Source organism: Legionella nigrisilvae (assembly GCF_977063395.2).
The window spans coordinates 409,230-430,467 of the sequence record NZ_CDRUGZ020000021.1 but is presented as its reverse complement, the minus strand read 5'-3'; the positions used below and the strand labels follow the sequence as shown (position 1 = coordinate 430,467).

Here is a 21,238-nt window from a genome sequence, read left to right as displayed (position 1 = left end):
AACTTAACCTCAAAGTAAAAAAGATGATAGAATTTCATATTTTTCAGGATTTGTACACTATATGATTAAATGGTTCAAACGCAGTCATGATTCTACCTCCGCGGAGGCCGATCCACAAAAGCCTGCTGACTCGTTGTCTCCAGCTCCTGTAGAAGTAACAGAACAGGAACAAGAGCCTATAAAGGAAGGTATTTTTGCACGTTTCAGAAAAGGATTAAGTAAAACTCGTCACCAGCTTGGTGACGGGATTGGCCGCTTGTTGTTAGGTAAAAAGGAAATTAGCCAAGACTTATTAGATGAGCTAGAGACTCTTTTAGTTAGTGCTGATCTGGGAGTAGAGACAACTCAAACTGTATTAAAACAGTTGACCGATAGTTTAGCTCGTAAACAGTTATCTGATGGAAATGCTGTTTATGAAGCCCTTAAATCTCATTTGCAAGCGATATTAACCCAAAATAATCAGCCCTTAACTGTAGAAACTGCCGACCATTCTCCTTTTGTTCTCTTAATGGTAGGGGTAAACGGTGCAGGTAAAACCACTACCATAGGAAAACTGGCTAAGCAATTTCAGCAGCAAGGTAAAAAAGTTATGTTGGCAGCCGGTGATACTTTTAGAGCGGCTGCAGTGGAGCAATTGCATGTTTGGGGAGAGCGAAATGATATCCCGGTAATTGCTCAACATACTGGAGCGGATAGTGCTTCGGTAATTTTTGATGCCCTGCAAGCCGCAAAAGCACGTAAAATAGATGTCTTAATCGCCGATACTGCAGGCCGGTTGCACACTCAAAGTAATCTGATGGAGGAATTAAAAAAAGTAAAACGTGTATTGCAGAAATTATGTCCTGAGGCTCCTCATGAAACAATGTTGATATTGGATGCAAGTATAGGGCAGAATGCTTTAGTGCAAGCACGACAATTTCATGAAGCAATTGGATTGAGCGGAATTACCATGACTAAATTAGATGGTACAGCTAAAGGCGGTATTTTGTTTGCTATTGCTAATGAACTTAGATTACCCTTTCGTTACATAGGGATTGGTGAAGGGATAGAGGATTTACGCCCCTTTGATGCAGAGCAATTTGTTGGTGCACTATTTAATGATCACATTTGACCAAGTGACTAAACGCTATCCTGGTGGTTTCGAAGCGTTAAGCCAGGTGAATTTTTCCTTGCAGAAAGGAGAGATGGCTTTCCTTACTGGGCATTCAGGGGCGGGGAAAAGTACCCTGCTTAAATTGATTGCTCTTTTGGAATGGCCCACTTCCGGTCAATTAACAGTAAATGGTTTGCGTTTGAACCAATTAAAAAAACGTGACGTTGCAGCACATCGCAGTCAATTGGGCATCACTTTTCAATCACCCTATTTACTAAATGATCGCACTGTATTTGATAATGTAGCTTTACCTTTACAAATTCAAGGCATGGCTTATCCCATGATTGCCAAAAGAGTCCATGCAGCTCTGGATATGGTTGGTCTATTAAGCAAGGAAAAAATGCTTCCTATCCATTTATCAGGTGGTGAACAGCAACGCGTAGGAATTGCACGCGCCGTGGTACATAAACCTGCCTTGTTATTGGCTGATGAACCTACCGGAAATCTTGACCCCAAACTTTCAACCGAGATCATGGCTATTTTTGAGCAATTTAATCAAGTGGGTGTTAGCATCCTTATTGCCACCCATGATTTGCCATTAATTGCAGGAATGAAACACCGTATTGTCATGCTTAAAGGGGGACGAATGTGTTAGGACGAGCACAATCAATCCTGGCCTACCATCTGCAGGCAGCGATACAGAGTTTAAATTCATTATGTCGTAAACCCTTGGCCACCATGATGACCTCCATCGTGATTGCCATTGCCTTGGCCTTACCCGCTCTTTTTTGGGTGTTTTCGGATAACGTGTCTCAACTAACCGCAAGTTGGCAGCGTGGCGGGCACATCTCTCTTTATTTAAAGCCAGGATTATCCGATTCAGAACAACAAGTGGTCTTGGAAAAAGTACGTAAAACTGATGGTGTAGCTCAAGTTTCCTTAAAAACCTCCTCTGAGGGTTTGTCTGAATTAATTCAGCAAGAAGGGATGCAGGATATTATGCGTTATCTTCCGGAAAATCCTCTACCCGCAGTGGTGGATGTGGTTCCGGCTTTAATCATTGATTCACCAGCAAAATTAGATTTACTGGCACGTCAATTACAGACCATAACTCAAGTAGACAATGCCAAAGTGGATATGGAGTGGATAAGTCGCTTGCATGCTCTTTTAGGTTTTGCGGCCAAGTTTGCCAATGCATTATTGGCTTTATTGGCAATGGCAGTTATTATGATTGTAGGCACTACACTGCGCTTGGCCCTTCATAGTCGACAAGAAGAAATTCAGGTTTTGAAGTTAATTGGAGCAAAAGATCCTTTTATTCTCAGGCCCTTTTTATATTCAGGGATTTGGTACGGTGCTTTAGGTGCTATTTTTTCGGTCTTTATGGTTAATATTTTTATTTTCAGCTTGGGAGCTGCGGTGAACCAGTTGGCCGTTGCTTATCAAATGCACTATCCATTAACAGGGCTGTCAATTCGCCAGATCTTGCTACTTGTTTTATTTGCAATTATACTAGGATGGATGGGGGCACGTTTATCGGTAAAACGACAATTGGCTTCCATTGAACCACAATTATGAGTTTGTTCTTTTATCGTGTTTTTACAGAGAAATTTTTAAAGGAAGAAGCATGAGTCAGTATTTGCAACTTGCCGAAATGAATTTACCTGTGGGCAGTCTTGATTCGTACATTCACAGGGTCAATCAAATTCCTATGTTATCCTTAGAGGAAGAAATCGCTTACGCTGAGCGTTTTCATACTGAAGGAGATCTTGAGGCTGCACGCCAATTGGTTCTTGCGCATTTACGTTATGTGGTCCGAGTTGCCCGTGGTTATTTAGGATATGGATTACCTCTAAACGATTTAATTCAGGAAGGTAATATTGGTTTGATGAAGGCGGTAAAACGCTTCGATCCAAAGATGGGCGTACGGCTTGTTTCTTTTGCAGTGCATTGGATAAAAGCAGAAATCCATGAGTTTGTTTTACGCAACTGGCGTATTGTTAAAATTGCAACAACCAAAGCGCAGCGTAAATTATTTTTTAATCTTCGCCAAATGAAAAATCGTTTAGGCTGGATGAGCAATGAAGAGGTGAATGCTGTCGCAAATGATCTGGGTGTAAGCCGCGAAGACGTGTTAGTTATGGAACAACGCCTGAACGCGATGGATACACCTTATGATGCTCCTGACGCCGATGAGCAGGATGAGTTTTATACAGCTCCAGAGCGTTACTTATTTAATGCGAATGACGACCCCTCTGTGTTATTGGAAAAGGAAAATGCTGGGGATCACGGGCGTGAACAACTCATGTTTGCCCTGGATCAGTTAGATGAGCGTAGCCAGGATATTTTACAGCAACGTTGGTTAGCTGAAGAAAAGCTAACATTACACGACTTAGCTAAAAAATACGGCGTATCCGCTGAGCGGGTCCGACAGCTTGAAAAAAATGCCATGAAAAAGCTGCGACAATATATAGAAAGCGCATAACTTCTCAATTCTTAGAGCACCCTCATTGCATGCAGAATCGTCCTATATATCCTGAATACATGCCATATTTGTAGCCTGAGTGAAGCAAAGCGAAACTCAGGTTTTATCATAGATTTCTTGATTTTCGCTACGATTTACCACATCTACGTTATCCAAAAAATCACACACCAATGGCCCCACTCGTTCATCCAATAAAACACTTACATGGTTCGCGTCAGGAAGTAAGCAAAGCCTAGAATTTGGATATTTTTTACAAAACTCGATAGATTCTTTTGTGCTAATTGTATTATCTAACTCTCCATGAATGCATAGAAAAGAGATATCAGGAGATTGAGCTATGAAATGGTGTAAGCGTATTAATTTAATATCAAATTGGGCTTGTTGCTTCATAACCTGACGTAACTGTAGATAACCATGACCGCTTAGTTTAAATTTTTTTGCCATCCGGTTAACAGGGCTGCGCATCTGCGTGGGTGATGCAATTAAAATTGCGCGCTCTGGTTTATGCTCTAATTGCCATTCAGGAAGTTGACCTGCTACATTGAGCGTGTTGAGTAGCATTGAGCCACCAAAAGAATGTCCAATAACGGCATAAAAAGGCCCATGTTGATTAATGGTGTCTTTCAGAATAGCAACCGCATCTGTCCACGGTAGTTGTAACCCCTTTGCCTCTCCATGTGCGGGAAAATCAAGTGCATATACTTCATAACCTTGCTGATGGAGCGCCTGGATTATGCGTGCCATATAGGCGGCACGGGATATCCATCCGTGAGTAATCAGTATTTTTTTCCCTTTTGAGTTCTTTTGGGGTACAAAACGATGCAACACATGGTGCCGAGGAAATTCCTGGTGAATTACTTCAGTACGTCTTCCCTCGATAAACTCACAAGCCAGTTTGGCAAAATCTCGGTACTCCTTTTCCAAAGGAAAAAAAATAGGAGTAATAAAGGCTTGATAACACAATTGGGCATGTAAAATATCTCGTACACGGATTAATGATGAAGTGATCATAATTATATCCCCTTAAGAGTTTACTTTAATTGTAGCACCAAAAATAAAACATTTTGTCAACAGAATAGTTTAGTTTTTTGCTTTTGGCGGGTTGCTGGCTGTGAACTTTTTTACATTAAGAAAGAAAGGAGGGAAAATGGTAAATGCTGTTATGGAGACTCAATAGAACTTAATGTATTTCATCACTTTATCTCTTTAGCTCAATTTTATAAACTAGAGCTTTTAAACGTTAATTCGGGTTTATTTCGGGAGCTTGAGATGCATACTTCAAATTATATTTATCATGATGATGGACAGGAGCTCCATGGATTTGTTGCTTATGACAATTCTTCGGAAGGCCCACGTCCTGCTGTGCTCGTTGTCCATGATTGGTCTGGTCGCAATGAATTTGCGTGCGACAAGGCAAAATTATTAGCCAAGATGGGTTATGTGGGTTTCGCTGTAGATATGTATGGGCAGGGAAAACTGGGTTCCACTACAGAAGAGAAACAGGCGTTAATGACCCCTTTAGTTTCTGATCAGGCTCTATTACGACGTCGTGTTCAAGCTGGATTGACTGCTGTTTGCTCTATGTCTGAGGTTGATAGTAAGAAAGTTGCAATTATTGGTTTTTGTTTTGGAGGAATGTGTGCTCTTGAGTTGGCTAGATCTGGAGCAGCTGTCAAAGGTGTAGTTAGTTTTCATGGTTTGCTGCACAAACCTGGAACTATAAAATCTGAACCGATCAAAGCTAAAATTCTAGCGTTACATGGTTATGACGATCCTATGGTTAAACCCGATACAGTTCATGTATTTTGCAAAGAAATGACAGATGCGCATGTAGATTGGCAAATGCATATGTATGGACATGTGCAACATGCGTTTACTAACCCCTTGGCACATGATACCCAATTAGGAACGATTTACAATTCAGTTGCTGCGCAACGTTCATGGCAAGCAATGAGCAATTTCTTGCAAGAGGTTTTGGGAAAATAATTTACTCTAAACGAAATAGAGGAGCCGGGGAAGCAATATAAACCCCGGAGTGCCACTTAAATTATTTTGCTTCACTTCTTTCGAATGTTTTAGAGAGTTATGGAATAAATCATTAAAACTCGTAGCGAGGGGCTCGATTATTGAACAATAAAGAATTATAATGCCGAAAAAATAATCTTGCTTCTGTTTTCTGTGTTTTTTCCATAAGTCTTTTACTCTAGAGTTAAATATAATATATTGAGTGATTTAAGTTCTTACTCGCTTTTTTATTAAAAGTAGACGACAAAACAAATCAAGTTGTGGAAAATTTACCAATTATTAGGAGCCTATCCCAATTTGAGTTTCTCATCCGGTCATAACACTATGAAATTGCATCACTTCTTTGAGCAATCTGTTGATAATTGTTCAGACAATATTGCTTTGATTTGCGATAATTCATTTATTTCCTATCAGGAGTTAGAACATCGCGCTAATCAATTGGCCCATTATCTCCACGAAAATACAATCTCCAAGGGTAGCATTGTAGGCATTCTATTAGAGCGATCGATAGAATGCTATATTGCTATATTGGCGACATTAAAAACGGGTGCAGCTTATGTACCTATTGAAGTAGATTATCCCAACGAACGAATTAACTATATTTTTTCTGATCTACCCTTTGATGCAGTTTTAACTTCCTCGTTACAATTAGCCCAGAAAAATTTGGAATGGCCAACTTATTATGCAATAGATCAATTGGCCGAAGAAATTTCTCGATACCCAACAAAGCGATTAATTCTTCAAGAAGATTTAACGGCTAATGACTTGTGTTACATCATTTATACTTCAGGTTCAACTGGAAAACCTAAAGGAGTTGAAATTACTCAGCGTAGTATTTGTCACTATGTTGAAGTTGCGAGCAAACTATATGATATAAAGAGTAATGATAAGGTATATCAAGGTTTTTCTTTGGCATTTGATGCTTCTTTGGAAGAATTTTGGATGGCTTTTGCCAATGGTGCCACCCTGGTTGCTTGTACTGCTAAAGAAGTTCGCTCAGGCTTAGGTCTCGTTTCCTTCTTACAACAACATCGAGTTAGTGTTTTTTCAACCGTCCCTACGTTATTGTCTACTCTAGAAGGACAATTACCTGATCTCCGCATACTTATTTTAGGCGGAGAGTCTTGCCCCTCCAGTTTGGTGAAGCGTTGGAGTAGAGAAGGGCTGCGGATAATTAATACTTACGGTCCCACGGAAGCAACCATTATTGCTACTTATGCAGAATGTAACCCTAAGGAAGAGGTTACCATTGGTAAACCCTTGCCCGGTTATGAAGTTCTCATTGTTGATGAACAATTACGAGAAGTAGCTGAAGGAGAAGAAGGCGAGTTGTGTATTGCTGGAGTTGCTTTGGCTCGTGGTTATGTCAATCGCCCCGAAGATACTGCAAAGAAATTTGTTTTTAATCCGTTAAATCACAAACAGCGCTTATATCGAACAGGGGATTTAGTTTCAAGAGCTCCTAATGGTGATCTTCTCTTCGCTGGACGAATAGACGATCAAATCAAGTTGCGTGGATTTCGTATTGAATTAAACGAAATTGAAACAGTAATCATGCAATATACTGGCATAAAACAAGCCGTGGTTTCTTTGCAAACCCTTGAGCAACCGACACTTGTAGCTTATTTAATCCTTGATATTAAAAATGCCTTTGATGTAAATGAATTTAAATCATTTTTGAGGTCGCGCTTACCTGATTATATGCTTCCATCGCTAATTGAAATTTTGGAAACGTTTCCAGTTTTAGCCAGCGGTAAAGTGAATCGCAAAGAGCTTCCTAAACCCGTGCAAAAATCAGAGAGAGTTTATATAGCACCTGAGTCTGAGCTTGCAAAAGAAATCGCTCGCGCCTGGGAAAACGTATTTGATTGTAAAAATATTTCAATAAGTGCAGACTTTTTCTATGATTTGGGTGGACATTCCTTACATGCAGCAAAGGTCATATCTAATTTACGCAAAATACCGGTGTTAAAAAATATTTCCATTCTGGATTTATATAAAAATCCAACAATTCAACTATTAGAACAGAAGTTTAATGATCCTTGCCTTAATCCACAAACCGATGAGCAACAAGCACCCAAGAAAAAATACAAAGTGCCACAATGGAAATATTATTTATGCGGTGTAGGTCAATTTTTTGGGTGTTTATTGCAATATGCAGTGGGAACCTTACAACTATTGGCTGTTATTTTATGTTACAGCTGGGTTAGCTCTGAATATTCAATTATATCTAGAGAATTACAGCTCGCCTTCCTAGGCTTGTTTTTGTCCATGCCAATCATTTCGTTATTTATTACGATTGGTTTGAAGTGGATTTTACTGGGACGCATTAAACCTGGCGAATATCCACTTTGGGGATGGTTCTATTATCGTTGGTGGTTAGTGCAAAGGCTGCAAAAGAATTTATTTTTAGCTAAGTTTTTAGTGGGTTCGCCCTTGGCTGGTATTTATTATCGCTTACTAGGAGCTAAAATAGGTAAAAATTGTTATCTAGGGTCGATGCAGATCTCTGCTCATGATTTGTTAACCATAGGGGATAACACTTCGATTGGTGCGGACAGTAGACTTAATGGTTATATCATTGAGGATGGTTGGTTAAAAATAGGTTCCATCAGTATAGGCAATAATTGTTATATTGGTTCACGTGCAGTAGTTGGGTTAAATGCACAACTTGAAGATTATGCTGTTTTAGATGAAATGTCCATGCTGCCTGATCAAGGCTTAATTCCTCAAGGATCTTATTTTGCAGGATCCCCAGCAGTGCCAGGTACTATTCCCGCAGATCACATTACTCGGAAGAAAGTTGCGATTGAAGAATCTACCCTGTTGGAAAATACCCTTTTTGGTATTTTGCATTACTTAGGCGTTGTTTTTGTCATGGGGGTTTATTATTTATGCTTAATTCCCTCAATCTCATTGATTAGCTATTACTACGATCAGAGTCATTATTTCACCACAATGTTTTTTGCCATACCTTTAGGGGCGATCTTATTTTTAGGGCTATATTATTTATGCATTGTACTCTGTAAAAAAATCATTTTAGATAAGATAAAACCCGGCAATTATCCTTTAAAGAGCTTTTATTACTTCCGTCATTGGTTGATAGTGAAATTATTGGATGGGGATGAAATCTCGATTATGGCAGATACCTTGTTTATGCCTGCTTTTTTAAGATTACTCGGAGCAAAATTAGGTAAGGGCGTAGAAATGGGGGAAACCCCTCATATTATTCCTGATCTAGTCACTATAGATGAAGGTGGTTTCACCGCCAGTTCTGTCGCTCTAGCTTGGCCAGGTGTTTATAATGGTTTTATTTCTTTTGCCCCGGTTTCTATTGGACGTAGAGGCTTTGTAGGAAATGTTAGTTTATTATCGGCGGGCAAATCCATTGGCGAGGGTGCTCTATTAGGATGTTTGTCGGTGACCCCATCTGACGGCAGGGCATCAGAACCTCATTCTGCTTGGCTTGGTTCACCTGCTGTGTTTTTACCGAAGCGCGAGCTTTTTGTTGGCTTTTCTGATAAAGAGACCTTTTATCCCTCCAAAAAACTCTATTTCATGCGCCTATTTATTGAGTTGATACGTGTTATTTTACCCTCGACATTTTCATTAATAGCATTATTTAATATGTTGTATGTCTTGGATTACATGTTAAGTGAATACTCCTGGCTTGTGACCGCATTGGTTCTCCCACCCGTAGAAATGTTTATTACGGTTTGTCTTGTTGGAGTATTGGTTGGCTTAAAATGGATAATGTTAGGTAAATTAAAACCTTTAACCAAGCCTATATGGGATCCTTTTATTTGGAAGAATGATGTGATCGAATATTCGTACAACTATTATACGAATCCGCATTGGACCAATAAAGTTTTAGGCACTCCTTTTGCACTTTGGGTGCATCGTTGTTTAGGAACTAAAGCGGGGAAGAGGGTTTTCACAGACAGTGCTGAATTTTCTGAATTTGATCTGATTACTATTGGTGATGATGTATGTATTAATGCAGAGACAATAATTCAAACTCATCTCTACGAGGATAGAATATTTAAAGTTTCGAATGTTACTATTGGCTCTGGGTGTAATGTGGGTGTTGGTTCAATTGTTCTCTATAACACCTTGATGGAGAATAATTCTTCTTTGGGTAGTCTCTCTTTATTAATGAAGGGTGAACGTTTACCTGAAAATACCCATTGGGCTGGTATTCCTGCCCAATCCACTGCACTTGGTAGGTCATACCCACAAGTGGCTCAGCAACGTGCTCCTGAAGAAAGCCCAGAAGTGCTTCCGGAATTATTATAATAATCAGCCTGGGTTTCGCTTCGCTTTACCCAGGCGTTTATGATAGGCCTTACCTTAATAAATAATTATCAATCAAGCGTATGTTGTCGATTCGTACGGCAGCAAAACGTCGATCGTGATGTTCTTCCACATACTCTACCATAATCCCTTTTTGAGTTAGCTTTTCGATGATTTGCTCACATGTGAGCTCTTTGTACTGAAATATTTTGGCAAACTCTTCAGCTAGAGCTTTTTGATCTTGATTGAGACGGTTATTTCGTGAACTGTAAGCCAATCCACTCGGTTCACGGATCGTCGGACATGCTTTAATTTCAATATCCATAAAAAAAGCATGAACCATACCTTGAATCAATAAGTATTGTTGGTAATCTTTTTCACCGAAATAGGCCCGATGAGGTTTAGTCAAGTTCAAAAGTTTCATAACTACCGTTAATACCCCATTAAAATGTCCCGGTCTATGGGTCCCTTCCATGAGTTGACAAAGTTGGTGTTCACTCACTTGATAGTTGTATTCATCCGCATACATTGAGTGTTCATTGGGAAGAATGCAAAAATCGACACCCGTATCTTCCATAATTTTAAGATCCGCTTCTAATGTTCGAGGGTAATTTTTAAAGTCCTCGGTTTGATTAAATTGGGTAGGATTTACAAATAAACTGGAAACAGTGTAGTGATTCTCTCTTCGACTGGCTAAAAACAAAGATGCATGACCTGCATGCAAATTACCCATAGTTGGGGCAAAGCCTAGAGTGGATTGAGCGGATAAAGTCCTACGAAAACTTATCCATTCTTTTAGATCGTGAAAAATTTTCATGAGTTACTCCTGAATAGGGTTACCATCTGAATAGGACCTGAATGAAGTGACGAATAAGGGTTTGCCATAGCTTTATCCAGATCCTATTCCTACAGTTTCATAGATGAGTCAGAACAATTCTTATTGATAAAAATTTAGGAAGAATTATTCTGCTCAATTTCAAATTAAAATGAATGTTCCGCTGTTGGAAAACTAACTTGTTGAACCTGTTGGGCGTAAGCATTTAATGCAGTCAATAGAATTTCTTTACCCTGAAGGTATCGTTTGACAAACTTAGGATTGAACTCTGTTTGTAAACCAAGCATATCATGCCAGACAAGCACTTGGCCGTCAGTATGAGAACCTGCTCCAATACCAATAGTAGGTATAGTTATTGAATTAGTTATTGTCAGCGCGAGCTGTTGGGGAACACATTCGATGACTAGGGCAAAGCATCCAGCCGTCTCTAACTGACGAGCTTGCTCAATAAGTTGTTCTGCTTGCTCTTTGTTTTTTCCCTGCACTTTATAACCCCCTAATTGATGAATGGATTGAGGGGTTAAACCGATATGTCCTATAACGGGCACACCCGCCTTCACAAGATAAGAAATCGTTTGACAGGTATCTGCATCCGCTCCTTCAATTTTCACGGCCTGCGCACCTGCCTGTAATAAGCTTTTTACATTGTTTACAGTGTGACTCAGAGAACCTTTATGGCATAAAAAGGGCAAATCACTAATTAAAAATTGTTGTTTCAGCCCCCGTGCTACAGCTTGGGTATGAAGTATCATCATCTCCATGGTCGCAGTAACGGTTGTTTCATGGCCATGAACTGCCATAGCTACAGAATCTCCGACGAGTACACAATCTATATTTGATTCAGCTACAATGCAGGCAGAAGGATAATCATAACAAGTGATCACTGAAATTTTTTGGTGTTCTTCTTTTTTACGTTTGAAATCATGAATTTTCATGCTTTTCTCCTCAATAAAAAAGAGTAAGCATTATAGTGGAACGCGAAACACATTATAGGTACCTGTCGCATGGATCAAGTCCTCCAAAAAAAATTAAATATGAAGTCGCTGCCAAGAGGTCAGCGCATTATGAGTCTTTAGAGCTGCTCATAAGGTTATCATATTTGAAATTCGGATAGTTGAGAAGTGGGGATAGGCACATTATCCTTTGGGTGTATCGAGTGGACTTCATCTTGAATTTTGTTACGCTGCATTCAAGCTTACAATGGTTATTTTTATACGGGTAGTACTTCATTTTGTATTTGATGCATTTTATTCATCTATAATTCTGGGTTATCATTGATGTTTCGCGCCACGGGCTAGTTTCATTGTGAGATATTTGGTACGCGGTGTGGAAAAGAGGTTTTTTATAATACGAGTTTTTTATGCAAATCACTGAAAAATTATCCCTCCCAGGCGAGCATCCTTTATTTTTGCAAGGAGCGATTGGGAAACTGGAGGCAGTTATAACTGTCCCAGAGCAGAACCATGCCGACTATATTGCTTTTTTAGGCCATCCTCATTCCCTTCAGGGTGGCACTATGAATAATAAAGTAGTGACCACTTTAGCACGTGTCTTTAGAGAATTAGACATCCCTTCTGTACGTTTTAATTTTCGTGGAGTGGGTCAATCTGAAGGGTCTTATGATGCGGGAGTAGGTGAAAGCGAGGATATCCTGGTGTGGGTTCGTGAGTTGCAAGAAGAGCACCCCGAGAAGAAACTAATTTTTGCGGGCTTTTCTTTTGGTTCTTATGTGACTTATCGTGCTGCGGCCCAATCTGGTTCCAAATTATTAATTTCCGTAGCTCCGGCAGTTAATCATTATAATTACCATGAATTTAATCCTATGCCATCTCCTTGGCTTATTGTTCAGGGCGATGAAGATGAAGTTGTTCCACCTGCTTTAGTTTTTGATTTTGCTGCCAAAGCCGCAATCCCGTTGATTCAGTTTGCAAACACCGGACATTTTTTTCATGGTAAATTAATCGAGCTCAAAGCAAAGCTCCTGGAATATATTCGCTCTCAGGTTGTTTTATAATGAATTTGATTACTCAATATGAAGCCGCAATTCAGTGCGGTGACATTGATGATGACCCTCTGCAACGCGACATCTTGACGCATTTGGAGAGTCTTGCATATCAGGTGAAAAAATCAAATTCGTCCTGGCTTTATCCCTTAATTAAGCCTCGAATTAAAGGGGTATATATTTATGGGCCTGTTGGTGTAGGAAAAACGTATTTAATTGATTTATTTTATGATTGCCTCGAAGAGAAAAAGAAGGCTCGCTTTCATTTCCATCATTTCATGCAACAGGTGGATGCTCAGTTAAGACGCTTACAAGGACAAAAAAATCCTCTTCGCCAAATTGCTAAGGAGTTGGCCAAAACGACTCGGGTACTGTGTTTTGATGAGTTTATGGTCCATGATGTCGCCTATGCCATGATTTTAGCGGAGTTATTGCAATCTTTAATTGCTTATGGGGTGATTTTGGTTATTTCTTCGAATATACCCCCCGATGAATTATATCGCAATGGAGTTCATCGAAAACGTTTTTTACCCGCGATTACCGCAATTAAAGAACATTGTGAGGTGCTCCATTTAAATGAGCAAAGAGATTATCGAGTAGGGAGAGCTCCACTGCTAGATGCTTATTTATTTCCTTTAAATGAGCATACAACCCAAGTGATGGAGCAACAATTCAAGCTTTTGGTGAGTGAATTTAAAGAAAATGGCACCATTACGATACAGAATCGCGAGATTCCTTATCTCAAACTTGCAGAACAATCGATTTGGTTTGCCTTTGATATTCTTTGTAATTTGCCGCGTAGTCAATTGGATTATCTAGAGATTGCAGATAAATTTGATACCATTTTCTTAAGTGAAGTTCCTGCATTAACCGTCAATCATACCTTACAAACGATTATGTTCATTCATTTTATCGATGTGATGTATGATCGCGGGATTAATATTATCATTTCTGCAGAGGTAGCAGTTGAAGAGTTGTATGTCGAAGGAGAAATGCAGGAGACTTTCAAGCGGACATTAAGCCGTTTGCTGGAAATGCAGTCGGTAGATTATCTGGCACGCCATCCCAAAAGAGAGCTTAAGGAGTTGATTTCAAAATAATTCGGCGGGAATGGTTGTAAAAGTGAGCCTATAGGTTCTGTTTGCTTCCCTACATTTAAGAAATAATTAAGGATCTTCTCTCCTGCGGATTGGACTCCCGATCTAGTAATCAAACACATTACTCCATCTCGCGGACAAACCGAAGGACGTAGGATAAGCTAAGGGCTATTATTTAATAACTGTAATGCTGCCTTACTTAGGCTAAGGGTTTATCTGGAATTAGAATAATGTATAATTTTTCCCTAAATTGAGAATGATTCTCGATTTCATTTATGTTAATATGATTAAGTTATTTGACGAGTTGCTGTTAGGACATGATAAATATTACAGAATTAATACAAGGTGATAGAGTACGGTTAACCAGTTTTGGTGCTACTGGGGTGCAATACAGACGCAGACTTTTATCTTTGGGAGTTACTTGCGGCACTGAATTTTTAGTTGTGCGAATGGCCCCTTTAGGATGTCCTATCCAAATTGAAGTCAGAGGAACTTCCTTAACATTGCGCAAGGAAGAGGCGAGCCAACTGATTTTGGAGCGTATATGACTCATGTGTTATTGGTCGGCAATCCTAATTGTGGCAAGACCACTTTGTTTAATGCATTAACGGGTGATAATCAGCGCATAGGAAACTGGCCTGGCGTAACCGTCGAAAAGAAAACAGGGTCGTTTTTGGTCGCGCAACAACGGATTGAAGTAACTGATTTGCCAGGAATTTATTCTCTTATAGCTCATGCAGATGGCATCAGTCAGGATGAAGAAATTGCGGCTCAATCTGTTGTTACTATCGAAGCGGATTGCATCATTAATGTGATCGATGCGTGTCATCTTGAGCGGCATTTATATTTGACCACCCAGATTTTGGAATTAGGAAAACCCGTACTGCTTGCGTTAAATATGATGGATATTGCTCAGCAAAGAGGAATCTCCATCGATCCAAAGGCTTTGTCACAACAATTAGGTTGTCCTGTTATTCCAATCCAAGCACATAAAAAAATAGGCATTGCACAATTGATGCAGGAAGTGACACGATTGCCTCAAGCAGCGACTCCCCTGCTATTTCCCCTAGCCACACCCATACAACAGACATTAATGACCTTGGAAAATACCTTAATTCATCAAGGTTATAGTCAATCGCGTGCTTATTATTATGCCCGTAGGCTCGCAGAGGGAGATAAACTCTTATCCGATAAGACAATTGCTCAAGATTTAACTTTATTGAATGAAGTAGATCCTAATCTGGATGTATTATTGGCTGATGCGCGATATCAAAAAATACATGAAATAGTTACAGTCGTGCAAAAAAAGGGTAGTGATGCCAGCGAACATTTCACTGCAAAACTCGATAAGATAATGTTGCATCGTTTTTTTGCTCTCCCTATATTTTTTGCCATGATGTACTTAATGTTTTTATTTGCAATTAATGTAGGTGGTGCTTTTCAGGATTTTTTTGATATCAGTACCGATACAATATTTGTTCAAGGAACCTCCTGGTTATTGCATCAAATCGATGCACCGAATTGGGTCATCGCTTTATTGGCAAATGGTGTGGGCAAAGGAATTAATACCACATTAACGTTCATCCCCGTTATTGCAGCCATGTTTTTCTTCTTATCCTTGTTAGAAACATCAGGTTATATGGCAAGAGCTGCTTTTGTTGTGGATAAGGCGATGCGAAAGATGGGTTTACCAGGTAAGTCATTTGTACCGATGATTGTTGGTTTTGGATGCAACGTTCCTGCAATTATGGCCGCACGTACCTTAGATTCAGAACGCGATCGCTTATTAACAGTAATGATGAGTCCTTTTATGTCGTGTAGTGCTCGTTTGGCTATTTATGCGGTATTTGTTGCTGCATTTTTTCCATCGGGTGGACAGAATATAGTATTTTCTTTGTACCTTATAGGAATCTTGATGGCAGTATTAACGGGATTCCTCTTGCGTAAAACTACTTTAAAGGGGCATGCATCCCCGTTAATTTTGGAATTACCGGCATATCATAAGCCCGCACTCAAACGTTTACTTAAAGAAACGCTTCTGCGTTTACGTTTTTTTGTAGTGCGTGCAGGGAAATTAATTGTACCCATCTGTGTTATTTTAGGTGGCTTAAATGCCATTACTATAGATGGTGGAATTAACTCTGGTGAAGCCAGTACTCAATCATTGCTCTCTTTAATGGGGCAATCAATAACTCCTTTATTTGCCCCCATGGGGATTCATCAAGATAATTGGCCTGCAACAGTAGGGTTACTGACGGGTATGTTGGCCAAAGAAGTGGTCGTGGGTACATTAAATTCACTTTACGCGCAAATGGGTCATGTGACTGAAATTGCTGCGGCACACTTTGATTTTTGGGATGGAATTAAAACAGCTTTTTGGACAATCCCCCAAAATTTAGCACAATTGGGTTCTGCCTTGGTAAATCCTATATTGGCTAGTGCTGCAGATAATCCGGTATCACAGTCAGTATATGGAATAATGGCAGAGCGGTTTGATGGTAAAATAGGGGCTTACGCATATCTGCTGTTTGTCCTTCTTTATATCCCTTGTGTCTCTACGATGGCAGTAATACGTCAAGAAGCAAATAAGAAATATATGTGGATCTCTGTAATTTGGTCTTTTGTTGTTGCGTATGGTACAGCGGTTTCATTTTATCAAATTGCTAAATGGATGCAAAATTCAGAACAAAAGGCGTTCGTAATTCTTGCATTAATTCTCATTTTTTTTATAGGAATGCGTCAATACACTAAACGCAGCACTAGGAGGCATAATGCTGTTGCAAATACGTGAGTACATTTGCCGTGAAGGCATCGTGAGCACCCAACAATTGACTCGAGAGTTTCGTTTGGATCTTCCAGCATTACAACCTATGCTTGATTTATGGATTGGGAAGGGCGTCATCCGTAAATGCCAGGAAAAGGCAAATTGTCAAAGTACATGCTTTAAATGTCGTTCGAGTGCCCCTGAATACTATCAATATCTTTTATAGTTTATCGTTTGCCTAGATTGCTATTTTTACAGGTATTTTACTTAAGCTGTTTTAACTTTCGTGCTCATTCATTAAAATTGGGCTAATATACTCATATAGGTTTGATTTACATGTGGTAAGCAAATGGCTGATGAACCAGATATTCCAACTGCTGACGAAAACTCAGAATTTATTGATAACATCGATAACAGCATGGACTTGCGCAAGTTGCAAATGGAAGAGGATTTAAATGATCCTGTGACTTTGGTAGAGCGGGTTTATCAAATCTGGTGGCATTGGGCTGATTTTCAGTTGTATATTGTATCTCCCTCTATCGATCTTCTTGTACCTCCAGTACTGATCAAGGCGGAATTAATTCCCGGTACAAATGAGCTTGAATTTGTCTATCCTATTCTTGATTCGGGATCCAAATTATCTACTTCTAAAAGCGAAGAGCTAGTTTCTGCTGGAATGTCAATGTATAAGCTTTATATGACCATAGAAAAAATGATTTATATTTTGGTCGAGCGATTAAAAGAAGGCGGCATTGATAAGGAGACAGAGGTTCAGGTAGCTTTCGGTGGGCATTTGCTTCCTCAAAGAAAAGCGTTTGAGTCGATTATTAATTTACCGTATAACGTTGTAGTTACTAACTTCGATCCAGGCGCATGGGGTGAACGATACTTACAAATTGTGAAACAAAATGCAGAAAAGTTCGGATACCCTTCAGAATCGCCCAGAGAAACATTTAGACAACCACATAAAGCCTCTGGCTCTGGTCCAAAAAGATAAGAATATTCACGCTACTCATCGTTAATGCTTTTATTGCCTATTTAATTATTTTTAGTTGAATTTTATTACTTCACTTTATATTCTTATTATTAGTTACATCTTTACAAAAGTTTCCTTAGCAATACAATAACTTGATCTTTTATTTTGCACATCGGATATAAGCACAACAAAAGATCGAAATGCACCAAAATCTAATTATTTGCATCAGAGAATGACAATTTGTAAAAATATTCTTTTTGATTTAAGTCAGCTATCGAAGTTCTGTCTAATAGTATTTACAAATTTATTTGAATTAGATGGAGACAAATTAAAATTTGCTCGGAATACGCAGGAGCTTATCTTGCACGATAAAAACAGAGTGCTATACTTCGCATTTGTGCTATTTAATTAACTTTTTTAATTAAGGAAGAAATTCACAGTGAACAAAAAAAGACCCGTTAATCTGGATTTGGGCAGTTTAAAGTATCCCCCTATGGCTATAGCGTCCATCTTACATAGGATTTCAGGGGTAGTTTTATTTTTACTGTTACCCATTATGCTGTACATCTTTGGTCAGTCCGTGCAATCAGAAGAAACATTTGCGCAGGTGAAAAATTTGCTATCTCATCCCGCTTATAAAATGGTTATGTGGGCGTTTGGTGCCTCGATGATTTACCATTTACTTGCAGGGATTAGGCATCTTTTGATGGATATAGGGGTTGGTGAGCATCTTGATGCTGGTAGACGTTCTGCTGTGTTAGTCATTTTTCTTGCCATTATTTTGTCAATTTTTCTAGGAATCTGGATATGGTAAATAATGTCACCAGCTTAACAGGTAATGGGTTAAAGGATTGGTTGATTCAACGCGTTACAGCAATTTATTTTGCTGCATATTCCTTTTTTATAATTGGTTTTTTGTTGTTGCACCCTGAACTGGGTTTTGCACAATGGCACGCTCTTTTTTCCAATATATTAGTTCGAATTGCATCACTTATCGCATTGTTTGCGCTTTCATTGCATGCATGGATAGGTATTTGGACTGTAACTACCGACTATATGAAGTGTACTGCTCTTCGTTTATCAGTACAAATGTTCGTACTTTTATGGCTCCTGATTCAATTCATCTGGGCCTTAATGATCCTTTGGGGGTAGTAGCATGGCAATTGCACGTAACACATTTGATGCAGTAATTATTGGAGCTGGTGGAGCTGGAATGCGTGCCGCATTGCAGATGGCAAATTCTGGCTTAAAGGTCGCACTTCTATCTAAAGTATTTCCAACTCGTTCACATACAGTATCTGCTCAAGGAGGTATTACTTGCGCATTGGGTAATGCGCACGATGATGATTGGCGTTGGCATATGTATGATACCGTGAAAGGGGCGGACTATATTGGGGATCAAGATTCAATTGAATACCTGTGTAAAACAGGTCCCGAAGCCGTATATGAACTTGAGCATATGGGATTGCCTTTTTCACGCATGGATAATGGCAGAATTTATCAACGCCAGTTTGGTGGTCAATCCAAGAATTTTGGTGGTGATCAAGCAGCACGTACTTGTGCTGCAGCGGATAGAACTGGACATGCTTTATTACATACCCTCTATCAACAAAATTTAAAAGCTAAAACACACGTATTTAGTGAATGGTATGCTCTTGATCTTGTTAAAGATTCGCATGGACATATATCTGGTGTTACTGCAATGTGTATCGAAACCGGTGAAGTCGTATTTTTCCAATCGCGAGTATGTATTTTGGCTACCGGTGGTGCAGGTCGTATTTATCAATCGACAACCAATGCCTTTATTAATACCGGGGATGGTTTTGGTATCGCATTAAGGGCAGGTATCCCCTTACAAGATATGGAAATGTGGCAATTCCATCCTACCGGAATTGCTGGAGCCGGTGTTTTGGTAACTGAAGGGTGTCGAGGTGAAGGCGGTTATCTGATTAACAAAGACGGTGAACGTTTTATGGAGCGTTATGCACCGAGAGTTAAAGATTTAGCTTCCCGGGATGTAGTTGCTCGCTCTATGGCTCTCGAGATCCGTGCAGGTAAAGGTTTTGATCCCAAAGGAGTGGATCACGTTAAATTAAAATTGGATCACTTAGGTGCCGATCTGATTAAGTCACGCTTACCTGGTATTCGTGAGTTATCTATGAAATTCGCCGGAGTTGATCCAATTGTTGAACCAATTCCAGTGGTTCCTACCTGCCACTACAGCATGGGTGGTATCCCTACAAATATGCATGGGCAAGTACTTACCAAAACCAACGGTGTAGAACATATCGTAGAAGGTTTATATGCCGTAGGTGAGTGCGCGTGCGTTTCGGTACATGGTGCAAACCGTTTAGGTGGTAATTCATTACTGGACTTAGTCGTTTTTGGTCGAGCAGCAGGATTGCATGTTGAAGAGTTATGGCAATCAAATCATTTACCTGAGATGAATTATATTAGTGAGGATGATATTGCTCCGTCTTTACAGCGATATAATCGATGGAACAATTCAACTGAGGGTGAAAGCCCAGCAGTGATTCATGATGAAATGCAACGTGTAATGCAAGAGGACTTTGGCGTCTTCAGAACCGGTGAAGTAATGGCTTCTGGCTTAAAACGTCTTCAGGCTCTGCGGGAACGTTTAGCACATGCTAAATTAGAAGACAAAAGCAAGATATTCAATACGGAGCGAGTCACTGCATTAGAGTTAGATAATTTAATGGCAACTGCATATGCTACAGCGCAGTCTGCAATTGTTCGTACGGAAAGTCGAGGTGCTCATAGTCGTGAAGATTATCCGAAACGTGATGATGCCAACTGGATTAAACATACGCTATATTTTGAGGAAGGTGAGAAGATTGACTTTCGTCCCGTGAATACATCACCCAAGCACGTCGAGCCTTTTGCGCCAAAAGAACGCGTTTACTAAAGAGGATACATTACATGGCAGCAGATAGTAGAACATTGACCCTATCAATATATCGCTATAATCCTGAGGTGGATGCTAAGCCTTATATGAAAGATTATGAATTGGAGATTCCAGTTAAAAGTGATCCTATGTTACTTACGTTACTTGAACGTTTGAAAGCAGAGCAGGATCCCTCAATTACGTACAGACGTTCTTGTCGCGAAGGAGTATGCGGTTCAGATGGCATGAATATTAATGGGACAAATGGCTTGGCATGTATTACCCATGTGTCCCAGTTGAATACTGATAAAATTGTTATTCGTCCTTTACCGGGATTTCCAGTTATTCGTGATTTAGCAGTGGATATGACGCAGTTTTATCAGCAATACGAGCGTATCGAGCCTTATTTGCAAAATAATGAGATTCCACCAGCCCAAGAACGGTTGCAATCACCAGAGGAACGCGCTCAACTTGATGGATTATATGAATGTATTTTGTGCGCATGTTGTACCAGTTCGTGTCCTTCATTCTGGTGGAATCCTGAAAAATTTGTTGGTCCTGCTGGTTTATTACAGGCAAGACGATTTTTAGCAGACAGCCGTGATACCGCAACAGCTCATCGTTTGGATAAATTACAAGATCCATTCAGTGTGTTTCGGTGTCGAAGTATTATGAATTGTACTAATGTCTGCCCAAAAGGACTCAATCCGACGAAAGCAATTTCCGAGATTCGCCTACAAATGTTGACACAAGAAACCTAATA

At 39.7% G+C, this 21,238-nt stretch carries 19 protein-coding genes; 16 read left to right on the top strand and 3 right to left on the bottom strand.

All coding sequences use genetic code 11. From position 1 onward, the window contains the following. The first annotated feature begins 61 nt into the window (after positions 1–61). The 4 genes from ftsY to rpoH are packed head-to-tail and all read left to right on the top strand — an operon-like array spanning position 62 to position 3,578. On the top strand, positions 62–1,111 hold the full coding sequence (ftsY, locus tag ACWTE2_RS12870) for a signal recognition particle-docking protein FtsY (RefSeq protein WP_182392416.1): 1,050 nt from the start codon (positions 62–64) through the stop codon (positions 1,109–1,111). Further along, positions 1,098–1,748, top strand: a complete 651-nt coding sequence (gene ftsE / locus ACWTE2_RS12865; protein WP_182392417.1) for a cell division ATP-binding protein FtsE — start codon at positions 1,098–1,100, stop codon at positions 1,746–1,748. The genes ftsY and ftsE overlap by 14 nt, the downstream gene beginning before the upstream one ends. Beyond that, a complete protein-coding gene (gene ftsX, locus ACWTE2_RS12860; protein WP_454785652.1) occupies positions 1,742–2,671 on the top strand; it encodes a permease-like cell division protein FtsX in 930 nt (309 codons plus the stop codon). The genes ftsE and ftsX overlap by 7 nt, the downstream gene beginning before the upstream one ends. Before the next feature lie 49 nt (positions 2,672–2,720). Then, entirely contained in the window at positions 2,721–3,578 is an 858-nt protein-coding gene (gene rpoH / locus ACWTE2_RS12855; RefSeq protein WP_182392419.1) for an RNA polymerase sigma factor RpoH, read from the top strand. Between the two features lie 96 nt (positions 3,579–3,674). Here the strand turns inward: rpoH and ACWTE2_RS12850 are convergent, their stop codons facing one another. Continuing rightward, positions 3,675–4,589 carry an alpha/beta hydrolase gene (locus ACWTE2_RS12850; protein WP_454785651.1) on the bottom strand — a complete coding sequence of 305 codons (915 nt, stop codon included), beginning with the start codon at positions 4,587–4,589 and terminating at the stop codon, positions 3,675–3,677. A 258-nt stretch (positions 4,590–4,847) separates the two neighbouring features. Here ACWTE2_RS12850 and ACWTE2_RS12845 point away from each other — a divergent pair, with 258 nt between their 5' ends. Together ACWTE2_RS12845 and ACWTE2_RS12840 are read left to right on the top strand one after the other, a co-directional pair. Then, positions 4,848–5,564 (top strand): dienelactone hydrolase family protein, encoded by a 717-nt coding sequence (locus tag ACWTE2_RS12845; RefSeq protein WP_454785650.1) that lies wholly within the window; start codon positions 4,848–4,850, stop codon positions 5,562–5,564. A 363-nt stretch (positions 5,565–5,927) separates the two neighbouring features. Then, complete coding sequence (locus ACWTE2_RS12840) at positions 5,928–9,899, top strand: Pls/PosA family non-ribosomal peptide synthetase (protein ID WP_454785649.1); 3,972 nt, start codon at positions 5,928–5,930, stop codon at positions 9,897–9,899. 49 nt (positions 9,900–9,948) lie between these two features. Here the strand turns inward: ACWTE2_RS12840 and panC are convergent, their stop codons facing one another. Further along, entirely contained in the window at positions 9,949–10,713 is a 765-nt protein-coding gene (gene panC, locus ACWTE2_RS12835) for a pantoate--beta-alanine ligase (RefSeq protein WP_454785648.1), read from the bottom strand. 164 nt (positions 10,714–10,877) lie between these two features. Beyond that, positions 10,878–11,666 (bottom strand): 3-methyl-2-oxobutanoate hydroxymethyltransferase, encoded by a 789-nt coding sequence (gene panB, locus ACWTE2_RS12830; protein WP_454785647.1) that lies wholly within the window; start codon positions 11,664–11,666, stop codon positions 10,878–10,880. Between the two features lie 425 nt (positions 11,667–12,091). Between panB and ACWTE2_RS12825 the strand changes: the two genes are divergently transcribed. The 10 genes from ACWTE2_RS12825 to ACWTE2_RS12780 all read left to right on the top strand — a co-directional run bounded on the left by ACWTE2_RS12825 (position 12,092) and on the right by ACWTE2_RS12780 (position 21,236). Then, on the top strand, positions 12,092–12,745 hold the full coding sequence (locus tag ACWTE2_RS12825) for an alpha/beta hydrolase (RefSeq protein WP_454785646.1): 654 nt from the start codon (positions 12,092–12,094) through the stop codon (positions 12,743–12,745). Continuing rightward, entirely contained in the window at positions 12,745–13,833 is a 1,089-nt protein-coding gene (gene zapE, locus ACWTE2_RS12820) for a cell division protein ZapE (RefSeq protein WP_454785645.1), read from the top strand. Before ACWTE2_RS12825 ends, zapE begins: the two co-directional genes overlap by 1 nt. Before the next feature lie 314 nt (positions 13,834–14,147). Next, positions 14,148–14,378 (top strand): FeoA family protein, encoded by a 231-nt coding sequence (locus tag ACWTE2_RS12815; RefSeq protein WP_182392427.1) that lies wholly within the window; start codon positions 14,148–14,150, stop codon positions 14,376–14,378. Further along, complete coding sequence (gene feoB, locus ACWTE2_RS12810; protein WP_454785644.1) at positions 14,375–16,621, top strand: Fe(2+) transporter permease subunit FeoB; 2,247 nt, start codon at positions 14,375–14,377, stop codon at positions 16,619–16,621. The genes ACWTE2_RS12815 and feoB overlap by 4 nt, the downstream gene beginning before the upstream one ends. Then, entirely contained in the window at positions 16,602–16,820 is a 219-nt protein-coding gene (locus ACWTE2_RS12805; RefSeq protein WP_182392429.1) for a FeoC-like transcriptional regulator, read from the top strand. Before feoB ends, ACWTE2_RS12805 begins: the two co-directional genes overlap by 20 nt. 123 nt (positions 16,821–16,943) lie before the next feature. Next, a complete protein-coding gene (locus ACWTE2_RS12800) occupies positions 16,944–17,591 on the top strand; it encodes a virulence factor (RefSeq protein ID WP_182392430.1) in 648 nt (215 codons plus the stop codon). 418 nt (positions 17,592–18,009) lie between these two features. Then, positions 18,010–18,384: a succinate dehydrogenase, cytochrome b556 subunit gene (sdhC, locus tag ACWTE2_RS12795; RefSeq protein WP_182392431.1), complete on the top strand. Its 375-nt coding sequence runs from the start codon at positions 18,010–18,012 to the stop codon at positions 18,382–18,384. After that, the gene (sdhD, locus tag ACWTE2_RS12790; protein WP_454785643.1) at positions 18,378–18,722 is read left to right on the top strand and encodes a succinate dehydrogenase, hydrophobic membrane anchor protein; all 345 of its coding nucleotides are present in this window, start codon (positions 18,378–18,380) and stop codon (positions 18,720–18,722) included. Before sdhC ends, sdhD begins: the two co-directional genes overlap by 7 nt. A 4-nt stretch (positions 18,723–18,726) precedes the next feature. After that, positions 18,727–20,496, top strand: a complete 1,770-nt coding sequence (gene sdhA / locus ACWTE2_RS12785) for a succinate dehydrogenase flavoprotein subunit (RefSeq protein WP_454785642.1) — start codon at positions 18,727–18,729, stop codon at positions 20,494–20,496. 14 nt (positions 20,497–20,510) lie between these two features. After that, positions 20,511–21,236 carry a succinate dehydrogenase iron-sulfur subunit gene (locus tag ACWTE2_RS12780; RefSeq protein ID WP_454785641.1) on the top strand — a complete coding sequence of 242 codons (726 nt, stop codon included), beginning with the start codon at positions 20,511–20,513 and terminating at the stop codon, positions 21,234–21,236. Positions 21,237–21,238: the final 2 nt, after the last annotated feature.

Bases quoted from the DNA above. Each gene is read 5' to 3' on its own strand.
- ftsY (WP_182392416.1), top strand. From the start codon at position 62: ATGATTAAATGGTTCAAACGCAGTCATGATTCTACCTCCGCGGAGGCC.
- ftsE (WP_182392417.1), top strand. From the start codon at position 1,098: ATGATCACATTTGACCAAGTGACTAAACGCTATCCTGGTGGTTTCGAA.
- rpoH (WP_182392419.1), top strand. From the start codon at position 2,721: ATGAGTCAGTATTTGCAACTTGCCGAAATGAATTTACCTGTGGGCAGT.
- ACWTE2_RS12850 (WP_454785651.1), bottom strand. From the start codon at position 4,589: ATGATCACTTCATCATTAATCCGTGTACGAGATATTTTACATGCCCAA.
- ACWTE2_RS12845 (WP_454785650.1), top strand. From the start codon at position 4,848: ATGCATACTTCAAATTATATTTATCATGATGATGGACAGGAGCTCCAT.
- ACWTE2_RS12840 (WP_454785649.1), top strand. From the start codon at position 5,928: ATGAAATTGCATCACTTCTTTGAGCAATCTGTTGATAATTGTTCAGAC.
- panC (WP_454785648.1), bottom strand. From the start codon at position 10,713: ATGAAAATTTTTCACGATCTAAAAGAATGGATAAGTTTTCGTAGGACT.
- panB (WP_454785647.1), bottom strand. From the start codon at position 11,666: ATGAAAATTCATGATTTCAAACGTAAAAAAGAAGAACACCAAAAAATT.
- ACWTE2_RS12825 (WP_454785646.1), top strand. From the start codon at position 12,092: ATGCAAATCACTGAAAAATTATCCCTCCCAGGCGAGCATCCTTTATTT.
- zapE (WP_454785645.1), top strand. From the start codon at position 12,745: ATGAATTTGATTACTCAATATGAAGCCGCAATTCAGTGCGGTGACATT.
- ACWTE2_RS12815 (WP_182392427.1), top strand. From the start codon at position 14,148: ATGATAAATATTACAGAATTAATACAAGGTGATAGAGTACGGTTAACC.
- feoB (WP_454785644.1), top strand. From the start codon at position 14,375: ATGACTCATGTGTTATTGGTCGGCAATCCTAATTGTGGCAAGACCACT.
- ACWTE2_RS12805 (WP_182392429.1), top strand. From the start codon at position 16,602: ATGCTGTTGCAAATACGTGAGTACATTTGCCGTGAAGGCATCGTGAGC.
- ACWTE2_RS12800 (WP_182392430.1), top strand. From the start codon at position 16,944: ATGGCTGATGAACCAGATATTCCAACTGCTGACGAAAACTCAGAATTT.
- sdhD (WP_454785643.1), top strand. From the start codon at position 18,378: ATGGTAAATAATGTCACCAGCTTAACAGGTAATGGGTTAAAGGATTGG.
- sdhA (WP_454785642.1), top strand. From the start codon at position 18,727: ATGGCAATTGCACGTAACACATTTGATGCAGTAATTATTGGAGCTGGT.
- ACWTE2_RS12780 (WP_454785641.1), top strand. From the start codon at position 20,511: ATGGCAGCAGATAGTAGAACATTGACCCTATCAATATATCGCTATAAT.